Origin of the sequence: Anaerophilus nitritigenes, from assembly GCF_004138215.1 — a bacterium.
In the GTDB taxonomy this organism is placed as follows: domain Bacteria; phylum Bacillota; class Clostridia; order Peptostreptococcales; family Thermotaleaceae; genus Anaerophilus; species Anaerophilus nitritogenes.
Window position 1 is genome coordinate 1 of sequence record NZ_RYYS01000047.1, and the last position, 2,024, is coordinate 2,024.

Below are 2,024 nucleotides of genomic sequence, written 5' to 3' on the forward strand. Positions count from 1 at the left end.
TTTATTTTAATAAATTTGAAGTTTCATTTCTATGTGTATTAGCATTTACGCTTACTTATAAAAAGAGAAACTGTAAAACCATTAAATATACTATGATAAATAGTATAAGGAGTAAATCCTATAGCATTTAAGGACAGTTTACTAAAAATTAAAATCTGCATAAAGCCTATCATAAGCATTGTCATTACTAAAAAATAAAATCTTTTAGAATGGAATAACTTTTTCAATAAAAGTGTATGTATTAAATGCATTTTTTTTCCTCCCGATATGGGCAATAAAATTTGTAATCTTAAACCCTTATAATATTTTAAAAAATAATAGTTTTGAATTAATACAAATACTAAAATTTGTTTAAATTATACTAATCTTCTATACCAATTTCATCATGGAAACCTTTTTTGGTAATAATAATTGTACTAACAATGAATAAAGCAATCATCCAAAACAATAATATAATTATGGATCCAGGTAAGGTAGGTCTTAAGTAATTGATTATTGAATACTTTTCAAGATCAGCAAGACTTAATATAAATATAGATCCATTATAAAGAGCAAAAATCCCAACAATAACGCTCATTCTATTTTTTTTGTAAATAAAATATATTGAATAACCTAGTAATGCAAATAGTGCTGCACACAAACTTATTATTATCATATAGGTCATGTTATATAAAAAAGGTGATTGTAACCTGAGTAAGTCAAATAAAAATTCTTTAGTATAATTTTGAAAGCCAATGTCATAGGGCATAATAGCATAATTATTATCATAGCCTTGTATAGGAAAAGCTATAAAACATAATAATTGATTTAACATTAAAGGGATAAAAAATGTAAAAAAAGTAACTATAAATACAATAATACCTTTTGCAATAATGTAATTTTTTTTATTTACCCTAGTTATTATATTTTTATAAGTACCTAATTTAGCATCCATAAAATAAGAATCTGAATAAATTATACAAGCGAGAATAGGAAGTAAGAATAATTCTGTTTCCATTAAGAAACGAGAGTATACTCCTTGTATGATACTGTATTCAAATGCAGATCTTATAAAGGATAACTTATTCCCATAAAATTCATAACAATTTATTAAATACCCTGACAAAGAAATAAATAATAAGGTACTAAATACAAATTTAAAAGATCTAGAATTTATACAGTGAGTAAATTCTATCTTCAATAATTTTTTCACGTCCAACATCTCCATAAATATTTTTTATTTATATATTCGGTGTGTTTCAAAATTTAATTATTTAATCTTTGTTTAAATTTTCATCACTATCAAATTTGATTTTGGTTGTGTTGCCTTTATTTTGCGAATATTTTTTAGATATTCTGGAGCTACCATTGTCAGCCCAAAAATTTGCTTTGTCAGTTTTTTCGAATTTTTCTACTTTATTCATTATGTAATCTGCATCGGTTACTTTTTCATGTGTATTTGTATGATTATCTCCTTTATATTTTCCCAAACTATATCCTTGATAGCCTTCATAACCTGATGCTGAAGCTACACAAGGCACTACCAATGTCAATACTAACGACGATAACACTAATGCTTTCATAATCTTATTTTTCACGTATACACAACCTCCTTATAAAACTTAATTTCTGATTTTTAAAATAAATATAAATGTTTATACCTACAGCGCACCTCTTACATACATAAATATAAATCCATTTATTTTTATATTACTCTATTTTTTTCGTTTAACCTATAAAATCTTCGTATTTAACCATATGCATAGCTTAAATAACCGGTGAATCAAAAGGGGATGAATCAAAGGATGAATCAAAGGATGAATCAAAGGGACAGGTACCTTGATTCTTTAATTTTAAATTCTTGACTTCCTAAATTCTTGACTTCCTAAATTCCTAAATTCTTAAATTCCAAAGAAGTATGCATCCATTCCTTTGCTAAAACTCCATAGACAATATGATCAACATAATGGTCATAAAGCCACTCTACGTCTTTGAGGACTCCTTCTTTTCTAAAAGATAATCGCTCTGGTATAGCTCTACTTTTA

The 2,024-nt window shown here is 25.8% G+C and carries 3 protein-coding genes; all 3 read right to left on the bottom strand.

Annotation, left to right across the window (positions count from 1 at the left end):
* Positions 1-38: 38 nt before the first annotated feature.
* On the bottom strand, positions 39-251 hold the full coding sequence (locus EK368_RS07520; RefSeq protein ID WP_129598084.1) for a hypothetical protein: 213 nt from the start codon (positions 249-251) through the stop codon (positions 39-41).
* Positions 252-361: 110 nt separating this feature from the next.
* Positions 362-1,192 (bottom strand): hypothetical protein, encoded by an 831-nt coding sequence (locus EK368_RS07525; RefSeq protein ID WP_129598086.1) that lies wholly within the window; start codon positions 1,190-1,192, stop codon positions 362-364.
* Between the two features lie 61 nt (positions 1,193-1,253).
* Entirely contained in the window at positions 1,254-1,577 is a 324-nt protein-coding gene (locus EK368_RS07530; RefSeq protein WP_129598088.1) for a hypothetical protein, read from the bottom strand.
* Positions 1,578-2,024: the final 447 nt, after the last annotated feature.

Bases quoted from the DNA above. Each gene is read 5' to 3' on its own strand.
- EK368_RS07520 (WP_129598084.1), bottom strand. From the start codon at position 251: ATGCATTTAATACATACACTTTTATTGAAAAAGTTATTCCATTCTAAA.